Raw genomic sequence first — 15986 nt, forward strand, 5'->3', positions numbered from 1 at the left:
ACCGATCAACTGCCAAGAAGAGAACGACTGCATGTTCGATGATCTGGATTACAGCCAACCCTACGCGTCCGCCCGCTCGCCGGTGATGGGCAACAACATGGTCGCCTGCTCGCAACCGCTGGCCGCCCAGGCCGGGTTGGACATGTTGCGTCAGGGCGGCAACGCCGTTGATGCTGCCATCGCCGCCGCCATGGTGCTGACCGTGGTCGAACCCACCGGCTGCGGCATCGGCAGCGACGCCTTCGCCATTGTCTGGGACGGCAAGACGTTGCAGGGCCTCAACGCCTCGGGCCGCTCGCCGCAGGCCTGGACGCCGGAGCACTTTGCCGGTCAGCCGGAAATGCCCCAGCGCGGCTGGGCCTCGGTGACGGTGCCGGGCGCGGTATCGGCTTGGGTCGCGTTGTCCGAGCGCTACGGCAAGCTGCCCTTCGCCACCCTCGCCGCACCCGCCATCGGCTATGCGCGGGACGGCTATCAGGTGACGCCGATCATTGCCGAACTGTGGCGTCGCGGCGCCGGGTTGTTGAAGGATCAACCCGGCTTTGCCGAGTGCTTCCTGCAAGGCGGCAAAGCGCCGAAGGCCGGGGAGAAAGTCGTGCTCAAGGATCACGCTAAGACGCTTGAGCTGATTGCCGAAACTAAGGGCGAGGCGTTCTATCGCGGCGAACTGGCTCAGGCGATGATCACTCACGCCAACGCCAATGGCAGCGTCATGAGCCTTGAGGATCTGGCGAACCATCGGGTGGACTGGATCGATACTTTGTCGGTGCCGTACGCCGGCGCCGTGGTCCACGAGCTGCCGCCGAATGGTCAGGGCATCGCCACGCTGGCGGGTCTGGGCATCTTAGAAGCGCTGGGCGTGGGCGAGCAGCCGGTGGACAGCGTCGAGACCGTGCATCCGGTGCTGGAAGCGATGAAGCTGGCGCTGGCCGATCTCAACCAGCACGTCGCCGACAACGACCACATGCGCGTCGCCGCTGAACACATGCTGGACCCGGCCTACTTGCGCGACCGCGCGGCGTTGGTCGGCGAACAGGCAGAAGACCCGCTGCACGGCGCACCCAAGGCTGGCGGCACGGTGTACCTGTCGGCGGCGGACGAGAGCGGCATGATGGTCTCGTTCATCCAGTCGAACTACATGGGTTTTGGTTCCGGTGTGGTGGTGCCGGGCACGGGCATCAGCCTGCAGAATCGCGGCGCGGGTTTTACCCTGGACCCTGATCACGTCAACACCGTGGCACCGGGCAAGCGACCGTTTCACACCATCATTCCGGGCTTTGTGATGAACGCCGACGGCACGCCGCTGATGTCGTTCGGCTTGATGGGCGGGCCGATGCAGGCGCAGGGGCATTTGCAGATGATGCTGCGCATCCTGCGCTACAAGCAGAACCCCCAGGCCGCCGCCGACGCGCCGCGCTGGCGTATTGAGTCCGGGCTGAAGGTCGCAGTGGAGCGCTCGTTTGATCCGCAGGTGATCGAAGCGCTGCGCGCCAAGGGCCACGACGTGGAAGTGGAAGACCCCAGCGGCGTGTTTGCCTTCGGCGGCGCGCAGATCATCCAGCGCACGGCCCATGGGTATGTGGGCGGGACCGATCCGAGGAAAGACGGGCTGGTGGCGGCGTATTGAGTCACCCGGGATTGTAGGACCGGCTTCAGCCGGGAAGAGGCAGGGCCTGCTGAGCCCTAATGTTTTGATCCACCGGGGACAGATTAATTTACGGTGAAGCGCTGTAAATAAATCAGTCCCCTTTACCGCGGTAAATAAATCAGTCCCCTTTACCGGTCCCCTTTACCGTTTACACGAATTCATTCGATTCACTCCCTGATTCAGCCAGACACCACCGCAACAATCCCCACCAGACTCAACACCATCACTGTGCAACCCAGCACCGCCACTTCACGCAATGGCGGCGGAATGCGCTCGTGGGTGATGCCCCGGGCGCTTTTGCGGTAGCGCGCGTTGAGGCCGATCTGGATCAGGAGGCCCGCCATCAACGAAAAAATGACCGGCAGCAGCGCCACCCACCCAAACGGCGGAATCCAGCGCAAAAACAGAATGCACACCCCGATCAACGTCAGCAGCGTCCGGCGCCAGGCCAGCAGTGTGCGTTCGGGCTGCAGACCGGGATCGTCGTGGCGCAATAGCGTCGACGGCACGGCATGACCGCGCCGGTTCAAGACGCGCCGTAAATCAGAAAGACGATCAGCCCCGCCGCCACCAACGCGCCCCCCATCGACAGAATCGGCACCAGCACCGGCAACGGCAGCGGCTTGCGTTGACGCATCGCCCGTTCGACTTTCAGCCAGCGCACACAGGCACTGGCGCTCACCAGCAAGGCCAGCACCAGCAACGACAGGGCCACAGCACGACGAAGGCCGGGGCTGAACACGTCGCTGGTGAAGGCTTCGACCGCGATACCGCCCGCCAGGAACGCCAATGCCGTGCGGATCCAGGCGAGAAAGGTGCGTTCGTTGGCCAGGGTGAAGCGCGGGTCAGGCTCGCAGCCGCCGCCGAGCAGCGAAGCCGACAGCCGATCACGCTCGGGCGGCGTGACGGGGGCGCTTGCTGGAGGAGTGGCGGGAGGAATGACGTTGCCGGGCTCGGGGGAATTCATGTCGCACCGTGGTCGGGTAGATGCGACGGATCATACCGGTCATGCCGGGTAAAGGCCCGTGTCCACAGCGACATGGGGTTGCCTGTTGCCGCAACGTGCATAACCTGTAGGAGCGTGGCTTGCCCCGCGATCGGGGACGCAGTCCCCGTAAATCCTGGCAACGCGCTGTGTCTGGAAAAACGCGTTGGGCGGGCCACGACGGGTTCCCCGCCGATCGCGGGACAAGCCACGCTCCTACAGTCGGATTATCGGTTCGCCAGGTCCACCCACACTGCGCCATCGGGATACTGATAGCGCTCCAGCGTCTCGGCGTGCATTTCGATGCTGTACCCCGGCCGTTGCGGGGGCATGTAGCGGCCGCGGCGGATGACCACCGGATCGAGGAAATGCTCGTGCAGGTGATCGACGTATTCCAGCACGCGTTTGTCCAGGGAGCCGGACACGGCGATGTAATCGAACAGTGAGATGTTCTGCACGTATTCGCACAACCCGACCCCGCCCCCGTGGGGGCACACCGGGATGTCGAACTTTGCGGCCATCAGCAACACGATCAGCACCTCATTCAGCCCACCCAGCCGTGCCGCGTCGAGCTGGCAGAAATCCAGCGCGCCGGCCTGGAACATCTGTTTGAACATCACCCGGTTGTGGCAATGCTCGCCGGTGGCCACGCCAATCGGCGCGATGCGCTGGCGGATCGTCGCGTGACCGAGGATGTCGTCGGGGTGGGTCGGTTCTTCGATCCACCAGGGCTCGAACGCCGCCAGACGGCGCATGTTGCTGATCGACTGCTCGACGCTCCAGACCTGATTGGCGTCCATCATCAGGGTGCGTTCCCAGCCCAGTTCGTCCCGCAGGATCGCGGCGCGGCGCAAGTCTTCTTCGATGTCCGCACCGATCTTCTGCTTGATATGGGTCCAGCCTTCGGCCACGGCTTCGCGGGCCAGCCGGCGCATCTTCTCTTCCGAATAACCCAGCCAGCCCGGCGCGGTGGTGTAGCCCGGATAGCCCTCCTCCCGCATCTGCGCCTCGCGCTTCGCTTTGCCCGGCACTTGGCGACGGAGCAGAGCGATGGCTTCTTCGGGGGTGATGGCGTCGGTGACGTAGCTGAAGTCCAGGCATTTCACCAACTGCTCGGGGGTCATGTCGGCCAGCAACTTCCAGACCGGCTTGCCCTCGACCTTGGCCCACAAATCCCACACCGCATTGACCAGCGCGGCGGTGGCCAGATGGATCACGCCTTTTTCCGGCCCCAACCAGCGCAATTGGCTGTCGCCGGCCGTGATGGTGTGCCAGAACGCGCCCATGTCCGCAGTGATCGATTCCAGGCTCAGCCCCACCACGCAGGGCGCCAGGGAGTGAATCGCGGCGGCGCAGATCTCATTGCCCCGCCCGATGGTGAACGTCAGGCCGTGGCCTTCCAGCCCGTCCGGTGAATCGGTGTGCAGCACGACATAGGCAGCGGAATAGTCCGGCGCGCTGTTCATTGCGTCGGAGCCGTCGAGGGACAGGGAGGTGGGAAAGCGGATGTCGCGGACGGAAATGGATGTGATCTGCATGAACGGCCCTTATTTTTTAGAGACGGGCGGCAGCAAGGCTACCCTTGATGAACTCACTGTAGGACGGTTTGCGATACAGGCATAATCGCCAAATCCTAATCATCGATATCAAATCCGATATGTCAGATTCACCACCCTCCCCCGATCTGCCTGGCCCTTTCCCGATGCTGAAAATCTCCAGCCGGCAGATCGCGTTGCTCAACGCGTTGGGCGAACTGGGCAATCTGCGCAAGGCTGCCGCCGCCATTCACACCACCCAGCCCGCCGCCAGCCTCTTGTTGCAACAGCTGGAAGAGCGCCTCGGCGTGCAACTCTTCGAACGCTTGCCGCGCGGCATGCAGCCGACGCTGTCCGGCGAGGTGATGATTCGCTACGCCCAGGGCGCGCTGCATGAGTTCGAATACGCCGAAGCGCAGCTGGCCGAGCTGGCACGCGGGTCCACGGGGATGGTGCGCATCGGCACGGTGATGGGCCCGGTGCCGACGCTGCTGACCCGCGGCGTGCTGGCGTTCAAGGCCGCGCACCCGAAAGTGCGCATCGCCCTGGAAGTCGGCACCAGCGATGAATTGATACCGGCACTGATTCGCGGCGATTTCGATGTGGTGCTGGGCCGGCTGCCCGATCAGCTCGACGGCCAGAGCCTCGATATTCAGCTGTTCGAACAAGGCGAATGCATGCGCATCATCGCCCGGCCGCAGCACCCTCTGGTGAACCACAGCAACCTGACCCTGACGGAGCTGGCGCCGCTGACCTGGATCCTTCACCCCATCGGCAGCCCCATGCGGCGCCAGGTTGAGAACGCATTGCAGGCAGCGCAATTGATTGAGCCCCTGGACATCATCGAAACCCGTTCGATTCTGGCGACCACCTCGATGCTGGAATCCTCGGACATGATCGCCGTGGTACCCAATGACGTCGCCCGGCACTACGCCCGCTACGGCATGGTCGCCATTCTGCCGGTGGAGTTGCCGTTGAGCATGGCCAATCTTGGCCTGATGACGTCGAAAGCCCGGCCGATGTCGGCAGCGGTGAAGGCACTGCTCGCTTTCCTGAGCTCACGTTTCTAAAGTCGAAGAGGGTCGGACGAATCGATAACCCCGCGTTATCGCTCAATCGAAACCTTTCATTGGGAAATTACCCACCGGCTTCATAGAGTGGCTGAAAATCGGCCAGAAACGTCCGCACTTACGGGGCGGCTGCTAGAGAGGTCGTGAATAACAATAACCGGCCAGCCACGGGGCCGACCCCGACGCAAGCCGTCGTCTCGCCCCGCTGATGCAGGCCGCCACCGTCATGAGAGGCCGCATGGAACTCATCGCCAAAACGCCTGCGTTCGACAGCAGCGCGCTGTTCATCCGCCTGAATCCCCTCGATAACGTGCTGATCGCTCGCCAGGCGCTCAACGAAGGCACGCACCTGGACGAAGAAAACGTCACCGTCTCGCAGCCGATTCCTTCCGGGCACAAGGTCGCGGCGGTTCGGGTCGAGCAGGGTCAGCCGCTGCGGCGTTACGGCCAGATCATCGGCTTCGCTTCACAGCCCATCGAAGCCGGGCAGCATGTGCATGTGCACAACGTCGAGATGGGCGACTTCTCCCGTGACTACGCCTTTGGCGTCGATGCCCACGAAACGCCGAAAACCGAAGCGTTCTTTCAGGGCATCGTGCGCGCCGACGGCCGTGTCGCGACGCGCAATTACATTGGCATTCTCACCTCGGTGAACTGCTCGGCCACCGTGGCCCGGGCCATCGCCGACCGTTTCCGCCGCGATATCTTCCCCGAGGCACTCGCGGACTACCCAAACATCGACGGCGTGGTCGCGCTGACCCACGGTTCGGGCTGCGCCATCGATTCCAAGGGCGAGGCCATCGACCTGCTGCGCCGGACCCTCGCGGGCTACGCCGTGCACCCGAACTTTGCGGCGGTGCTGGTGGTGGGCCTGGGCTGCGAGACCAACCAGATTCAGGACATGCTCGACAGCCAGGGCCTGAAAGCCAGTGACCAACTGCGCGCCTTCACCATTCAGGGCACCGGCGGCACGTCGAAGACCATCGCCAGCGGCATCGTCCAGGTGCAATCGCTGCTGCCCCAGGCTAACCGGGTCACCCGCGAGACCGTCAGTGCCCGGCACCTGATCGTCGGCCTGCAATGCGGCGGCTCCGACGGCTATTCCGGCATCACCGCCAACCCGGCGCTTGGCAATGCGGTGGATCGGCTGGTGGCGGCGGGCGGCACGGCGATTCTGTCGGAGACCCCGGAGATTTACGGCGCCGAGCATTTGCTGACGCGGCGGGCGGCGACTCAGGCGATCGGCGAAAAGCTCGTTCAGCGCATTCACTGGTGGGAAGACTACTGCCAGCGCATGAACGCCGAGCTGAACAACAACCCGTCCGCCGGGAACAAGGCCGGCGGGCTGACGACCATTCTGGAGAAGTCCCTGGGCGCGGTGGCCAAGGCCGGCTCCACCAACCTGATGGGCGTGTATGAATACGCTGAAGCCGTTCGCGCCCAAGGCCTGGTGTTCATGGACACACCGGGCTACGACCCGGTCTCTGCCACGGGGCAAGTGGCCGGCGGCGCCAACCTGATTGCATTCACTACCGGTCGCGGTTCCGCCTACGGTTGCGCGCCGACGCCGTCGATCAAGCTGGCGACGAATAACCGCGTGTTCGAATTTCAGCAGGAAGACATGGACGTGAATTGTGGGGGCATCGCCGACGGCACGACGACAATCGAAGAACGCGGCGCGTACGTGTTCCAGATGATGCTGGACATTGCCTCCGGCGCCCGCAGCAAAAGCGAACAACACGGTTATGGGCAAAACGAATTTGTGCCGTGGCACATCGGTGCGGTGACCTGACAGGACAGGCTGCCTTGGTAGGACCGGCTTCAGCCGGGAAGCTGTCTGGCTTTCAGTGGGACCGGCTTCAGCCGGGAAGCTGTCTGGCTTTCAGTGGGACCGGCTTCAGCCGGGAAGCTTTTCCAGCGTCACACCGCAACACGGATGGTGCCCAAACCGGACCCTTCCCGGCTGAAGCCGGTCCCACAGGGGAAATGCGTCGCCTGCTGCACCGCGTTTTCCTGGTAGGACCGGCTTTAGCCGGGAAGCTTTTCAAGCCCTTACAACAATAAAAAAGGTGCGCAATGAAATCCCTAAAGACCTACCAGACGATCACCATCGTCTTCCTGATGCTGTTCGGGATCGTCAATTATCTGGACCGCAGCGCGCTGTCCATCGCCAACACGACGATTCAGAAAGACATGCTCATCAGCCCCTCGGAAATGGGCATTCTGTTGTCGGCGTTCTCGCTGGCTTATGCCTTTGCGCAGTTGCCGATGGGCATGATCATCGACAAGCTCGGCAGCAAGATCGCCTTGGGCGGCGCGCTGATGGTGTGGTCCCTCGCGCAGACGGCATCGGGCTTCGTCAACAGCTTCAGCGGCTTCTTCGCCCTGCGCGTACTGCTGGGGATCGGCGAAGCACCGATGTTTCCGTCAGCCGCCAAAACCCTCAACGAGTGGTTCGAGGAGCACGAGCGCGGCACCCCGACGGGCATCGTCTGGTCGGCGACCTGCATCGGGCCGTGCCTGGCGCCGCCGCTGCTGACGCTGTTCATGGTCAACTTCAGCTGGCGCGGGATGTTCATCATCACCGGTGTGCTCGGCATCGTCCTGTCGCTGTGCTGGCTGGTGTTCTACAAAAGCCGCGCGCAGTACCTGAAGGCGCTGGCGGCTGAGGGCCGTGAACCGGCCGTTCAGGTGGTTCAGGCCGATGCTGCGCCAAAGGCTTCGTTCTTCGCCGGCTGGCTGGACCTGTTCAAGCACCGCAGCACCTGGGGCACGTTCCTCGGTTTCATGGGCGTCATCTACATGCTCTGGTTGCACCTGACCTGGCTGCCCGGCTACTTCCAGCGCGAACACGGCCTTGACCCCTATCAAACCGCCTGGGTGGTGTCGTTCGCCTATGTATTCGGTGCGATTGGCACCATCGCCGCCGGACGCATCTGCGATCGGCTGGTCAGGCGCGGCGTCGGTGTGCTCAACAGCCGCAAATACACAGTGATCGGCGGGCTGGTGTTCGCTGCGGTCTTCACCCTGCCATTGACCTTCGTTACCGGCCTGAGCGGTTGCGTCGCCCTGCTCTGCCTGGCGCTGTTCGGCATCAACCTGTCCAGCGCCACGGCGTGGATGGTGGTCAACACCGTAGTCGACACCAAACGCGTGGCGTCACTGGGTTCTATCCAGAATTTCGGCGGCTACATCGCAGGCTCCATCGCGCCGATCGTCACCGGGTTCAGCGTGCAATATTCCGGCACCTTCGCCACGGCCTTTGCGGTCAGCGCCATCGTGGCGTTGCTCTCGGCGGTCGCCTACTTTTTGCTGCTCAAGGCGCCGATACCCGAACACACCAACACGGCGCAGAAGGACTGGCAGGCGAATCTGGATGAGGTGCAAGGGCGTCGGGTTTGATCGGTGCTCCTTCAGCGGATTCCCGGGACCTCGCACCCGGTCCCAGGAATGCTGCAGTAGCCCGCCGAACGCAACCCCGGTGTCAACATCAGCCAAACTCGCACACGGCTCTATAACCACGTCACGCCCACACCGCAGCACATCTCCCGCAGATGATTTATACGCCATAAATTTCCCTTCAAAATCCCGCACTTGTCCTACGCTGTGATTCAGACGGGTCGCTGTTGCGATGCTGCGTGTCCGAACGAGTGGATTGTTCGTCACAGTGGCGGGTCTGAAATCGTGACAGTCAGCGAGGGTGGGGTTTGAGACAGGTAGAAGGATCGGAGTTCGGCGTCAGAAACCGACGACTCAAACGCATGCCCGTATTGTGGCTGGCGGGGCTGTTTACCTTGTTGGTGTGCATCTCCATCACGAGCATCACCGTCTGGCAATTGCGCCAGACGCGCATTCACGAGCTGGAAATCGCCAACACCAACGTCGCCAACCTTTCGCGCTCGATGGCGCAGCACGCCGATGACGCCTTCGATCAGGCGCACATCGCCGTGTCCGCGGTGGTCGAGCGGCTTTCATTCGACGGTTTCGGCGCCGCCAGCGGTTCGCGGATGCACGATTATCTGCGCGCCACTGCCGCCAGCGTCGAACAGCTCCAGGGCCTGTTCATCTACGACAAGGACGGCAACTGGGCGGCCACCTCCCTCAACCACATGCCGGCCGGCGCCAACAATGCCGACCGTGAGTACTTTCGGTTCCATCAATCCATTGCCAGCAGCCTGCCCCACGTCGGTCCCGCCATCCAGAGCCGCACCACGGGTGACTGGATCATCCCGGTGTCGCGACGGGTGGACGATGAAATGGGCAACTTCGCCGGTGTGGTGCTGGCCACCGTCGAACTGAATTACTTCGAACGGTTCTTCGAGCGCTTCGACATCGGCAAGCATGGCGTCATCACACTGACCATGGCCGACGGGACCGTGTTGGCACGACGTCCGCTCATTCAAAACGTGCGCGGTACCTCCATTGGCGACGGCGAATTGTTCCGCCTTTACGTCCGCGAACACTACGAAGGCACGGCGAACGTCGTCTCGATGCTCGACCACGAACAGCGCCTGTACGGCTACAAGAAACTGGACCGCTACCCGATGGTGGTGCTCGCCGGTCTGTCCCAGCGCGAAGTGCTCGACGAGTGGCGGCAATACGCCTGGCGCTCGCTGGCGATCATCATCTGCGTGGTGGTCGCCAACCTGCTGTTTGGCGTGTTGCTGTTCCAGCAGATCCGTTTCGGCCTCAACGCCGAATCACAGCTGCGCATTGCCAGCCACTCGCTGGAAAAGCTCGCGCTGCAGGACAGCCTGACCGGCCTGGCCAATCGTCGGCATTTTCAGGAGATTCTCGGTCTGGAGTTTCTCAACGGGCAGCCGAACTTGCATCCGCTGAGCCTGATCATGATCGACATCGATTTTTTCAAGAGCTACAACGACAACTACGGGCACGTCGCCGGCGACAAATGCATCGTTGCCGTGGCCGAGTGCATTCGCAGCAACATCAATCGCACCGGCGACCTGGCGGTGCGTTACGGCGGGGAAGAAATGGCCGTTTTCCTGCCCTACAGCGATATGCAGGGCGCGGTGAGCCTGGCGGAGAAAATCCGGCTGGCCGTGCTCACTCGAGCCCTTGAACACCACGGCAACCCGATCGGCATCGTTAGCATCAGTCTGGGGGTGTATGGCTGTAAAGCGCAGGAATGCGAGACCCTGGAAGACTTCGTCAAACGGGCGGATGCGGCGCTGTACGCCGCCAAACACCAAGGTCGCAATCGCACTGTGGCCTGGCAGGAGACGAAGCTGCTCAGTGCGCTGCCCGCGCCGTAACCATCTGCGCGACCTTGCCGCGAAACAGCTCCAGACGGTCGGCCGGCGCGTCGTATTCAACCACCAGCGCGCCCACCTCCTCACACTGCGCGACCTGGTAATGCGCAATGCTGGAGAGCTTCTCGTTAATCACCGCCACCGCCACCTGACCGCTGCGCGCCACCACGGCGCGCTTGAACTCGGCGACGTCCATGTCGAACGCGGTCACGCCTTTCAGCGCGTCCAGCGCACAGGCGCCGAGAAAGCACAGATCGAAATTGAAGTGGGCCAGTTGCTGAATGGTGGTGAAGCCGTAGGTGCTACCGGCGACGGGACTCAAGCGCCCGCCCAGCAAAATCACCTCCACCGACGGCAGCTTCATCAGCTCGACGGCGATCAGCGGCGCGTTCGTGGTGACGGTCAACGGCATGTGAGGATCAAGGGCTTTGGCGATGGCCAGATTGGTCGAGCCGCCGTCGATAAACACGTGCTGCCCGGCGCTGATCAATCCCGCCGCCGCGATACCCAACTGACGCTTGCGCCCGGGCTCATGCTCGACACGCATGGCCAGCGGCCCGTCCGACGCCAACGAAATCGCCCCGCCGTACACGCGTTTGCACAATCCGGCAGCCGCCAGCGCGCCCAGATCACGACGAATGGAATGCTCGGACACATTGAATTCAGCCGCCAGGTCCGCGGCGATCACCCTACCGTGCACGGCCAGACGCTCGGAGATCAAACGCTGGCGCTCGCCGGGAAATGCTTCAGGGTTGGCAGACATGAGGCCTCGGTAAAGGGCTGAATCGATCAGAAACGAGCAGGATCATGCGGCGACGCCATTGGCAAAGTCAATGTGGCGGCGATTGAGTAGACCCAGCTGGGCAGTGGATCTAACTGCGGCCAGACCACCGCCTTCGTGAGCAAGCTCACTCCCACATGGCCAGTGCTCGCCGTCGGACATCGCGGTTGCCTGAATGAACGGCCGGCGCCTCCAGTCTCTCAACTTGCGCCAATTTCCAAGAAAACAGAACACCGTGTGGGAGCGAGCTTGCTCGCGAAGATGCCGGTACATTCGCCGGATTTTCAGCGATGAAATACCGTGTCCTTGAGCCATGGGACGCGCCACCCCGGTCACGCCCACACGATCAATGTTGGCTACCCGCAGTGCAGCTTCAGGAAGACGGACGATCTGCCCTCCGCCCCACTTGAAGCGTCACTGCAACAACGAATAAACCAATGCCGAAATCGAGATCAACCCGATCACCACCACAAACACGTTCGACAGTTTGCCCGCATACCGGCGCATGGCCGGCACTTTGCGCACGGCGTACATCGGCATGAGGAACAGCAGTGCGGCAATGACCGGGCCGCCGAGGGTTTCGATCATCCCCAGAATGCTTGGGTTGAGCGTCGCCACCAGCCAGCAGACCACCAGCATGAAGCCTGCGGTCAGGCGATCGAGCAGACGTGGCGAAGGACGGCGGCCGGTCTTCATTACCAGACCTTTGAGGCCTTCGCTCGCGCCGATGTAGTGGCCCAGAAACGACTTGGTGATCGCGACGAAAGCAATCAGCGGCGCCGCAAACGCGATGGTCGGGTTGCTGAAGTGGTTGGCCAGATAAGACAGGATCGACAGGTTTTGCGCCTTGGCTTCCGCCAGTTGCTCCGGCGCCAGGGTCAGCACGCAGCTGAAGACGAAGAACAGCACCATGACCACCATCAGCAGGTGGGCGCGGGCCAGGATTTGCGAGCTGCGCGGTTCGGCCTGCTCGCCGTATTGACGCTTCTGGTCGACGGCAAATGCCGAGATGATGGGCGAATGGTTGAACGAGAAGACCATCACCGGAATCGCCAGCCACAGGGTGTGCAGCAACGACGAGGGTGCCGGAAAGCTGCTGGCCGTGGTGAGAATGCCGCCGTTCCAGTGGGGAATCAGAAACACCGCGAGGAACAGCAAAGCCACGATAAACGGGTACACCATCAGGCTCATGGCCTTGACGATGATCTGCTCACCGCAACGCACCACCGCCAGCAAGCCAAGGATCAGCACAAACGCCAGCAGCGCCCGGGGCGGCGGCTGCACATGGAGTTGGTGCTCCATGAAACTGCCCACGGTGTTGGTCAGCGCCACGCTGTAGATCAGCAGGATCGGAAACACGGCGAAGAAATACAGCAGCGTGATCAAGGCACCGGCTTTCCTGCCGAAATGCTGCTCGACCACTTCGGTGATGTCCGCTCCATCGCGCCCCGACAGCACGAAACGGGTCAGCCCGCGGTGCGCGTAGAAAGTCATCGGAAAGGCCAGCACGGCCAGAATCACCAGCGGCCAGAACCCGCCGATACCTGCGTTGATCGGCAGAAACAACGTGCCTGCGCCGATGGCGGTGCCGAACAGCCCGAGCATCCAGGTGGTGTCGTTGCGGTTCCAGGTCGTTACGCTCGCGGGGGCGGCGTCGACGGTGTGTTCGACGCTGTTGGCCTGATCATTCATCCGGTCGATTCTCCGTTGCCGGTGATAGCTACATGGTCAAAAGCGCGTCGAAAAACGTGGCAGTCGGCGCCCCTGACCGGTTCTCTACAGGGAAAGGGGCGCGATTGTCCGGGATTGGAGAGCAGAATCAAAGGCTTGTCGGACCAAAAGCGTGCGGAACCGGAGGATGAAAGTTTCAAACCGGCTTAACTTCCGGCGCAAATAAGTAACTCTTCTTACTTATCAAAGCGGAAACTTCCCACGCGGGATATGCAAAAATTAGTTCGCGAAACGAATTGTAAATCCACGGCAGTACACGTTTACGTCCTCCTGCACTAGGCTCTCGATCTACATTCAACCGCCCATGGAAGGCAACTCATGTTCAAGACTTTCGCTGTTATCACATTACTCACTGCCAGCTCGTTCGCCAGTGCAAACACTACCTCCGATCAATGCGCAACACTTGACAAGCAGCAGGCCGCAATGCTGTTCGACCGCTGGAATAACGCCCTGAAAACCGGCGATTCGAGCAAGGTGGCGGCGAACTACACCGCCGATGCCGTGCTGCTGCCCACCCTCTCCAACCAGCCCAGAACAGACCTTGCGGGCAAACTTGATTACTTCAATCACTTCCTTAAAAACAAACCGGTGGGCACTGTCGACAGCAGCACTGTGATGACAAGTTGCAATACCGCAATCGACACAGGCCTTTACACCTTTCGTTTTAACGACCACTCAAGCGTCAAAGCGCGTTACACCTTCACTTATGCACACGTGGATAACCAGTGGCTGATTACATCCCACCATTCCTCAGCCATGCCCGAGTAACGCTCATTCAGTAACGAGTAACGCTCATTCAGTAAACAGCCGGCCTGACGTCCAACGCCAGGCCGACTCACATTTCAGACCCTTCCCACACATCACTCGCCTGCGGCGTCGCGCCGCAACGGCATGCTCAGCTCCACCCGCAAACCGTCCTGACGGCTGTCAAAGCGCAGCGAACACGCACAGCGTTGAACGATGGCCTGGACAATCGCCAGGCCCAGGCCAGCGCCGGGGCTTGTGCCGTTGCGCCAGAAGCGCTGGGTGAGCTTGTCCAGGTCCGGTTCGGGAATCCCCGGTCCATGGTCGCGAACGCGGAAATGCGCCTGCCCGTCGAAGGTTTCAACACTCAGTTCCACCTGCGCCGCGGCCTGGCTGTGGCGCAGCGCGTTGTCCAGCAGATTGCGCAGCGCGGCCACCGCCAGCGCCGCCGGCATCTGTACGGCGGCGCTGGACAACTGCGACGGCAGTATCAGGTCGATGCGCTGCTCGTCGCCGTGACTGGCGTCGTGAATGGCCAGCCGAGCGACCTGTTCGGCGTCGCACTGCACACCGTCATCGAACGACAGGCTGCCCTCGACCCGCGCCAACAAAAGCAGCTGTTCAAGGGTGCGGTGCATGCGATCGGCGCCCTCCTCCGCATGGGCCAGCGCTTTATCGCGTTTTTCGCCCTCGGTCATGCGCGCCACTTGCAGATGGGTTTTGATGGCAGTGAGCGGGCTGCGCAGTTCATGGGCGGCGTCGCCGGTCAGCCGACGCTCGCGCTCAAGGGTCTGGGCAATGCGCTGAAACAGCTGGTTCTGGCTGACCAGCAGCGGCTGCAACTCGCTGGGCAGGTTGGGCACGTCCAGCGGCTCGACCGAGTCGGCGCTGTGCCGATTCAAGGCATCGCGCATGCGGTTGAGCGGCGCCAGCCCCCGGCCGATGCCGAACCAGACCAGCGCCAGGCTGCCGAACAGAGCGACCAACACCGGCACCGACGCCGCCAGCAGCACCGAGTGCCCCAGCACGTCGCGCTCGATCTGCCGGTCGGCGGTGCTCACCCGCACGTTGCCATGCATCATCGTGTACACGCGCCAATGGTCGCCGTTGATCATCTGGTCATGGAAGCCGCTGGCGTCGGCCTTGAGCGGTTCGCTCGGCGAGCTGTCGGTGCGCGCCAGCACCTGCCCGCGCAGGGAGCTCAACTGACACGCCATGCCGTTGGGCAACGCCGGATCGTCGGCCCGCAGCGAGCGGGTGTCGCTGCCGGTGGGCATCTGCATCTGCTCGAGCAGTCCGGCGACCATGCGCGCCGAGGCCTCAAGGCGTTGATCGAGGGACTGCATCATCTGCGTGCGCAAGTCGCGCAACATCCACGCCGCCGCCAGCACCCAGATCAGAATGAACGCCGAGCCCAGAATCAGACTCAGCCGCGTGCGCAGGCTCATCATGGCGTGGGCTCAGAATCATGGCCGGCCGGGCCGAGGCGATAACCGAGCCCGCGGACGGTTTCGATAATGCGGCCACCCAGCTTGCGCCGCAGGTGATGGATATGAACATTGAGGGCGTTGCTCTCCACTTCGTCGCCGAAGCCGTACACGCAGTCCTTCAACTGTTCGCCCGAAAGCACGCGACCGCTGTTGTTGAGCAACGCTTGCAGCAGGGCCTGTTCCCGGCGGGACAGATCGACCGGCTGACCGGCAAGGCGGGTTTCCCGGCTGCTCGGGTCATAGCTGAGCACGCCATGTTCGATCACATTGACGCTGCGCCCGGCCATGCGTCGCACCAGGGTGTGCAGGCGCGCGCTGAGTTCACGCAGGTCGAAGGGCTTGAGCAGGTAATCGTCAGCGCCGGCCTGCAAGCCGTCGACACGGTCGGTGACGGTATCGCGAGCGGTAAGAATCAGCACCGGGATTTCCACGCCCTGCTGGCGAATCTGGCGCAACAGCTTCAGGCCATCTTCATCGGGCAGGCCGAGGTCGAGGATCATCACGTCGAAATGTGCGGCCGACAGCATCGCCCGCGCCGATGAGGCCGTGGCCACGCGGTCCACCGTCAGGCCTTGGGCATCAAGGCCTGCGACGATGCCGCTGGCAATCAGGTCGTCGTCTTCACAAAGCAGTACGTGCATGGTCGGCCCCGAAAAAAAGGCGATTGAAGCGCAGAGGGATTAACGGCGGATTATGCACGAGCCGCCGCAGACACGACGCGCCGCACAGCGT

At 62.5% G+C, this 15986-nt stretch carries 13 protein-coding genes; 6 read left to right on the plus strand and 7 right to left on the minus strand.

All coding sequences use genetic code 11. The features are described from left to right. Positions 1–31 precede the first annotated feature (31 nt). Positions 32–1627 (plus strand): gamma-glutamyltransferase family protein, encoded by a 1596-nt coding sequence (locus tag QWI18_RS08755; RefSeq protein WP_369318643.1) that lies wholly within the window; start codon positions 32–34, stop codon positions 1625–1627. 200 nt (positions 1628–1827) lie between these two features. Here QWI18_RS08755 and QWI18_RS08760 read toward each other — a convergent pair whose 3' ends face one another. The 3 genes from QWI18_RS08760 to QWI18_RS08770 form a co-directional block, all read right to left on the minus strand. Continuing rightward, complete coding sequence (locus tag QWI18_RS08760; RefSeq protein WP_369318644.1) at positions 1828–2178, minus strand: DUF202 domain-containing protein; 351 nt, start codon at positions 2176–2178, stop codon at positions 1828–1830. Further along, complete coding sequence (locus QWI18_RS08765) at positions 2175–2615, minus strand: YidH family protein (RefSeq protein WP_366927143.1); 441 nt, start codon at positions 2613–2615, stop codon at positions 2175–2177. Before QWI18_RS08765 ends, QWI18_RS08760 begins: the two co-directional genes overlap by 4 nt. Positions 2616–2860: 245 nt before the next feature. Further along, on the minus strand, positions 2861–4171 hold the full coding sequence (locus QWI18_RS08770) for an L-fuconate dehydratase (RefSeq protein ID WP_065993022.1): 1311 nt from the start codon (positions 4169–4171) through the stop codon (positions 2861–2863). Between the two features lie 164 nt (positions 4172–4335). Between QWI18_RS08770 and QWI18_RS08775 the strand changes: the two genes are divergently transcribed. From QWI18_RS08775 to QWI18_RS08790, 4 genes are all read left to right on the plus strand, one after another. Further along, a complete protein-coding gene (locus tag QWI18_RS08775) occupies positions 4336–5238 on the plus strand; it encodes a LysR family transcriptional regulator (RefSeq protein ID WP_369318645.1) in 903 nt (300 codons plus the stop codon). A 238-nt stretch (positions 5239–5476) separates the two neighbouring features. After that, positions 5477–7030 carry a UxaA family hydrolase gene (locus QWI18_RS08780; RefSeq protein WP_192133758.1) on the plus strand — a complete coding sequence of 518 codons (1554 nt, stop codon included), beginning with the start codon at positions 5477–5479 and terminating at the stop codon, positions 7028–7030. 284 nt (positions 7031–7314) lie between these two features. After that, positions 7315–8640 (plus strand): MFS transporter, encoded by a 1326-nt coding sequence (locus tag QWI18_RS08785; protein ID WP_369318646.1) that lies wholly within the window; start codon positions 7315–7317, stop codon positions 8638–8640. Positions 8641–8999: 359 nt separating this feature from the next. Beyond that, positions 9000–10511 (plus strand): diguanylate cyclase, encoded by a 1512-nt coding sequence (locus tag QWI18_RS08790; protein ID WP_296309860.1) that lies wholly within the window; start codon positions 9000–9002, stop codon positions 10509–10511. Here QWI18_RS08790 and QWI18_RS08795 read toward each other — a convergent pair. Next, positions 10489–11271 (minus strand): DeoR/GlpR family DNA-binding transcription regulator, encoded by a 783-nt coding sequence (locus tag QWI18_RS08795; protein ID WP_192133764.1) that lies wholly within the window; start codon positions 11269–11271, stop codon positions 10489–10491. The genes QWI18_RS08790 and QWI18_RS08795 overlap by 23 nt on opposite strands. A 432-nt stretch (positions 11272–11703) precedes the next feature. After that, positions 11704–12981, minus strand: coding sequence for a serine/threonine transporter (locus QWI18_RS08800; RefSeq protein WP_065993011.1), 1278 nt, complete (start codon positions 12979–12981; stop codon positions 11704–11706). 357 nt (positions 12982–13338) lie between these two features. On the opposite strand from QWI18_RS08800, the gene QWI18_RS08805 reads away from it, so the two are divergent. Then, entirely contained in the window at positions 13339–13788 is a 450-nt protein-coding gene (locus tag QWI18_RS08805; RefSeq protein WP_296310710.1) for an SgcJ/EcaC family oxidoreductase, read from the plus strand. A gap of 92 nt (positions 13789–13880) precedes the next feature. On the opposite strand, the gene QWI18_RS08810 is transcribed toward QWI18_RS08805, so the two are convergent. Together QWI18_RS08810 and QWI18_RS08815 are read right to left on the minus strand one after the other, a co-directional pair. Further along, a complete protein-coding gene (locus QWI18_RS08810; RefSeq protein WP_369318647.1) occupies positions 13881–15215 on the minus strand; it encodes an ATP-binding protein in 1335 nt (444 codons plus the stop codon). Next, the gene (locus tag QWI18_RS08815; RefSeq protein WP_065993005.1) at positions 15212–15895 is read right to left on the minus strand and encodes a response regulator; all 684 of its coding nucleotides are present in this window, start codon (positions 15893–15895) and stop codon (positions 15212–15214) included. Before QWI18_RS08815 ends, QWI18_RS08810 begins: the two co-directional genes overlap by 4 nt. Between the last annotated feature and the right edge of the window lie 91 nt (positions 15896–15986).

It is taken from the genome of Pseudomonas sp. W2Oct36 (assembly GCF_041060465.1).
GTDB classification, from domain to species: domain Bacteria; phylum Pseudomonadota; class Gammaproteobacteria; order Pseudomonadales; family Pseudomonadaceae; genus Aquipseudomonas; species Aquipseudomonas graminis_B.